General features: G+C 67.5%; 4 protein-coding genes. 1 reads left to right on the top strand and 3 read right to left on the bottom strand.

Features of this window, described 5'->3' with window-relative positions:
- Positions 1-434 precede the first annotated feature (434 nt).
- Positions 435-1,628, top strand: coding sequence for a benzoate/H(+) symporter BenE family transporter (locus RT551_RS21175; RefSeq protein WP_313462156.1), 1,194 nt, complete (start codon positions 435-437; stop codon positions 1,626-1,628).
- Here RT551_RS21175 and RT551_RS21170 read toward each other — a convergent pair.
- From RT551_RS21170 to RT551_RS21160, 3 genes are all read right to left on the bottom strand, one after another.
- Positions 1,606-2,190: a DUF2628 domain-containing protein gene (locus tag RT551_RS21170; RefSeq protein WP_311193123.1), complete on the bottom strand. Its 585-nt coding sequence runs from the start codon at positions 2,188-2,190 to the stop codon at positions 1,606-1,608. The genes RT551_RS21175 and RT551_RS21170 overlap by 23 nt on opposite strands.
- The gene (locus tag RT551_RS21165) at positions 2,187-4,382 is read right to left on the bottom strand and encodes a lytic murein transglycosylase (protein WP_313462154.1); all 2,196 of its coding nucleotides are present in this window, start codon (positions 4,380-4,382) and stop codon (positions 2,187-2,189) included. Before RT551_RS21165 ends, RT551_RS21170 begins: the two co-directional genes overlap by 4 nt.
- On the bottom strand, positions 4,382-4,645 hold a 264-nt coding region (locus tag RT551_RS21160), incomplete at its 5' end, for a hypothetical protein (protein ID WP_313462152.1). The genes RT551_RS21160 and RT551_RS21165, both read right to left, overlap by 1 nt.

Below are 4,645 nucleotides of genomic sequence, written 5' to 3'. Positions count from 1 at the left end.
ATACCTGCGCATACTTTCAAAGAACCTGGGAGTCGGCCTCAGCGCCTTCCTCCGTGTGCCCCGACGTTTCCGTCGTTGCGAGCCGCCCATTATAGCCGGCTTTTCCGCTTCGTCAACACCCTTTTTCGAGGGTCGCCTCACCGGAGTGGACGTTGTTGCCGATGCTGCTTCGTCGTTGCGACCCGGAGGTCTTTTCGTCGAAGCGAGCCGCCTATTATGTCAGGCTTTTCGTTTCCGTCAACACCTTCGTTCGAAGAATGTTGCCGCCGTTGTGGGTTGGTGTTCACCGGAGTGAAGACCGCGCCGCAGCGAGGGAGCGAATACTAAAGACTTCTGGAAATACGTCAAGCGTTTTTTTCGCGGCGCACGCGCGTTGCGCGTGCGCCGCCAGACTTGCCACCATGGCCACACCAGCAGGTCATGGATGTAATGAGATGTCGGTGAGTGCGAAACGTTCGTTGCTGCGCGATGCGTCCCTGCCTGCGGTCGTCGCAGGTTTCATCACGGTGTTGGTGGGTTTCGCCAGCTCCGCGGTGATCGTGTTCCAGGCCGCCCAGGCGGTTGGCGCTACACAAGCGCAGATTGCGTCATGGATGTGGGCGCTGGGACTGGGCATGGGTGTCACCTGTATCGGTCTCTCGCTTCGTTACCGGATGCCGGTGGTGACAGCGTGGTCCACGCCCGGTGCGGCGATGCTGGTAGTGGGTGCCGGAAGCGTCAGCTATAGCGACGCTATTGGCGCGTTTGTACTGGCTGCTGCGCTGGGCATGATCGCCGGCTTCTCAGGTGTCTTCGCCAAGGTGATGCAGCGCGTACCGATGGCGTTGGCCGCCGGGATGCTGGCGGGTGTGCTGCTGCGCTTCGGGTTGGACGTGTTCGTTTCGATGGGCACCCAGCTGGGGATGGCACTGGCGATGTTCTTCACCTGGCTGGTCGGCCGCCGCCTGTTCCCCCGCTATGCGGTCATCGCCACCCTGCTGGTGGGCGTGGGCGTGGCTGCGTCGCAGGGCCTGCTGCACACCGGCGAGGTCCACCTGCAGCTGGCGGTGCCGGTGTTCACCGTCCCTACCCTGTCGTGGCCGGCAGTGTTCGGCATCGCCCTGCCCTTGTTCATGGTCACCATGGCCTCGCAGAACATTCCCGGCGTGGCGGTGATCCGTGCCTCGGGCTACGACACGCCGGTATCACCGGTGATCGGCTGGATCGGCGTGGTCAACACGGTGTTGGCCCCGTTTGGTGCCTATGGACTGAACCTGGCAGCGATCACGGCGGCAATCTGCATGGGCCGCGAGGCCCACGAGGATCCGGCGCGACGTTACCCGGCCGCGGTGGCCGCGGGTGTCTTCTATATCGTGGTGGGCCTGTTCGGGGCGACGGTGGCCGCCGTATTCGCTGCCTTCCCGCGCGAGCTGGTCGCCTGCGTCGCCGGTATCGCCCTGTTCGGCACCATCGCCAACAGTCTGGCGATGGCGCTGCGTGAGGAGGGCGACCGCGAGGCGGCGCTGGTGACCTTCCTGGTAACCGCGTCGGGAATGTCGCTGGCCGGCATCGGCTCGGCGTTCTGGGGGCTGGTCGCTGGCGCGATCTGCCTGCTCGCGCTGCGGGTCAGGCCCCAGCCAGCACGTTGATCGCACCCAGCACGACCATGCCCATCACCACTGCCCAGGCGCTGGTGCCACCGCGACGGCGGACTTCGGCCTGCACCCGCTCGGGCTGATCCGGATACCGACGCTGCTGGCGGGCGATCAGCCGGTCACAGTGCCAGCGGTACAACTGGTTGGCGCTGGCACACAGCGCCAGCTTCAACACCAGCATGACGATCAGGGCCACCACCTCGAATTCCGGCAGCAGGGCGATCACCCCGCCCACGATGAAGCCGAGGCCAAAGAAGCCCAGCGCCGCCAGATACATCTTCCGGTACAGCAACCAGTAGACATCGAAAAACAGCGCCGGCCAGTGCCAGGGACGGGCCATGCGTCCGTTGGCTTCTCCCAGATGCCAGCGCTTCGCGTAGGTCCAGAAGTTGTTGTCCACGGCCCGGGCCAGCAGCGGGTAGCGGTCATTCAAGGAAACCGCGTCGGCGATCTCGGCATCGCTGGGCAGGTCCGACAGCTCGGTGTCCGGTGCAGCGTACGGGTTGCTTGCGGCATCGTCCGCGCGGTCATCAACCGGGTTGCGCTCACTGCTCATAACGGAGCGATGCTGAAGGTCTGCTGCAGCACATGCTGTGCGCCGGGCGCGAGGGTGACCACGTCCGGGCCGGCATTGGCCGCTTCCAGGCAGACGTAGTCGCGCCAGCCCTTGCCGACGTCGGCCATCTTCGCCGCACCGGCCTCGCCGGGGTTCCAGGCCACCAGTGTGCGACTGCCCTGGGTGGTGATGGCGATGCTGCGCTTGAGGCCCGGGTCCTTCAGCACATAGCGGCCGCCGGCCTGGGTATAGATGCGATCGCTGCGACCGGGGTCACGCGGATCGCGCAACGACCAGTCGCCCTGTTGGCTTCGCGGGGTGGCGTAGTTCTCGAACTTGTCCAGATAGGTGAGTCCGTCCACGCCGGACACGCTGACCTGGGTAGCGTCGCTGACCTTGAAGTAATTGTGCAGGGCCTGGGTGAAACTGATCGCCTGCGAACCGGTGTTGCGGGTGATCAGCTGCTGCTCGAGCGTGCGCCCGATGCGCAGCTGCATGCTCAGCTGCAGGTCCAGCGACTCAAGCGCGGGCGGAGCCAGAGTGAGCACGACGGTGCCGTCGGCCTCACGTCGGGCCTGCTGCAGGGTCCAGGGTAGATCGCGGACGAAGCCGTGCGAGGGCACATCGTTCCCCTGCCCCTGCCGTCCGAAGTACGGCCAGCACACGGGCGTGCCGCCACGGATCGGGGTTGGCAGCGCCTGCGCGCTGGGCGACAGCCACATCACGTCCTGGCCGCCCTTGGGCACATAGGACAGCAGCTGACCGCCGAACACGGAAATGGCGGCCGACGCGAAGGGCGTCTCCACCTTCCACGCCGGGAAGCCCTGCACGCTGCCCAGGCTCAGGCCTTCCAGTTTCGGCAGGGCAGCGCTGGGACCGGCCGGCGACTGCAGCAGGCGGGCGCGATTGGGCGGCAAGGTGAACACAGTGGATTCGGGCATGGCAGAAGTCGCAACAGGAAGAGGAGGCGCGGTGCGCAGGGCGGTGAGGATGCGTTGGCCGGCACGGCCGTCGGCCGGGGTCAGGCCCAGGCGTTGCTGCTCGACCTGGATGGCGCGGCGGCTGGCGGTGCCGATCATGCCGTCGGCCGTTCCGATGTCATGACCGCGGGCGAGCAGCAGGGTCTGCAACTCACGGCGTTCGGTGCGGCCGATGCCAGGATCGTCGGTGGGCCAGGCAGCCACGGTGCCGGTACCGCCGCGCAGGCGGTCGGCCAGGGTGGCAATCGCCAGGGCATAGCTTTCGGCGGCGTTGTAGGCGTAGATCGCGTCGTAGTTGCGGAACACCAGCCAAGCTGGCCCTTTGGGACCGGTGGGCAGCAGCAGCGCGGCGTTGGCGTCGGCGGGAAGCCCGGCCGGGGCCAGCGTGCCGCCGCCGACCGGGACGATGCCCAGCGCGCGCCAGTCGGCCAGCGGCTTGCGCTGGGTGCGGCCAGCCAGGGCGGCGTTGAAGCCGGCCGGTATCGTGACTTCCATGCCCCACGGCTGACCGGTGCGCCAACCGGCCTTCTTGAGGTAATTGGCGGTGGAGGCCAGCGCATCGGGGATGCTGGCGACCAGATCACGACGGCCATCGCCATCGCCATCGACTGCGATGCGCGCATAGGTGGACGGCATGAACTGGGTGTGGCCGAAGGCACCGGCCCAGGAACCGGTGAGGCCATCGGCGCTGAGCTCACCGGCATCCAGCAACCTCAGCAGGGACAACAGCTCGCCGCGGAAGAACGGCTGGCGGCGGCCATTGCAGGCCAGCGTGGCCAGCGACTGCAACAGCGGGCGCTTGCCGAACACCCGACCGTAATCGCTCTCCACCCCCCAGACCGCGACGATGGTGGCCGGATCGACGCCGTATTGCGCCGAGACGGTGGCCAACAGGTCACGGTGCTGGGCCAGGCGGGCACGGCCATCGTCGACCCGCTGGCTGTCCACCAGCGCGGCCAGGTAGTCCCACAGCGGCGTGGTGAACTCCGGCTGTGCATCCAGCAGCGGCAGCACGCTCAGGTCCGGGGTGAGTCCCGTGGTGAGGCGGGTGAACCCTTCGGCGCTGACGCCCTGCTTGAGTGCCTGGGTCTGGATGCCGACCAGACAGCGATCGAAGGCGGCATCGCCGCTCTGCGCGAGCGCAACCACGGGGCTGCCGATCAGCGCAGCGGCAACGGCGGACCAGACAGCGGGCAGACGGAACGACAGCATCAGGCAGACTCGGTCGCAACAGGGTCGGGGTCCAGCATAGGCGAATGCGCCGCAACCGGCAGCGCCTGCGACAGCCCCTGCAGCATCAGCACCAGCGTGCCCAGCCGCTGCAGCAGCGCACCACGCTGGTCGGGCCCCAGCGCCGCGCGCAGACCGCTCAGTTGCCCGGCGGCGGCGGTCATGCCGGCCAGCTGCAGCGCCTGTGCCGATGCCTGCAGGCGCTCCCAGGCCCCGCTGTGCTGGTGACGCAGGCCCTGCTCCAG

This window comes from Stenotrophomonas sp. (genome assembly GCF_032103445.1).
Taxonomy (GTDB): domain Bacteria; phylum Pseudomonadota; class Gammaproteobacteria; order Xanthomonadales; family Xanthomonadaceae; genus Stenotrophomonas.
The sequence above is the reverse complement of the archived record's forward strand: the minus strand, read 5'-3'. Positions and strand labels throughout refer to the sequence as shown.

What these genes read in the sequence shown, in the direction of transcription:
- RT551_RS21175 (WP_313462156.1), top strand. Translation starts at nt 435, where the DNA reads ATGTCGGTGAGTGCGAAACGTTCGTTGCTGCGCGATGCGTCCCTGCCT.
- RT551_RS21170 (WP_311193123.1), bottom strand. Translation starts at nt 2,190, where the DNA reads ATGAGCAGTGAGCGCAACCCGGTTGATGACCGCGCGGACGATGCCGCA.
- RT551_RS21165 (WP_313462154.1), bottom strand. Translation starts at nt 4,382, where the DNA reads ATGCTGTCGTTCCGTCTGCCCGCTGTCTGGTCCGCCGTTGCCGCTGCG.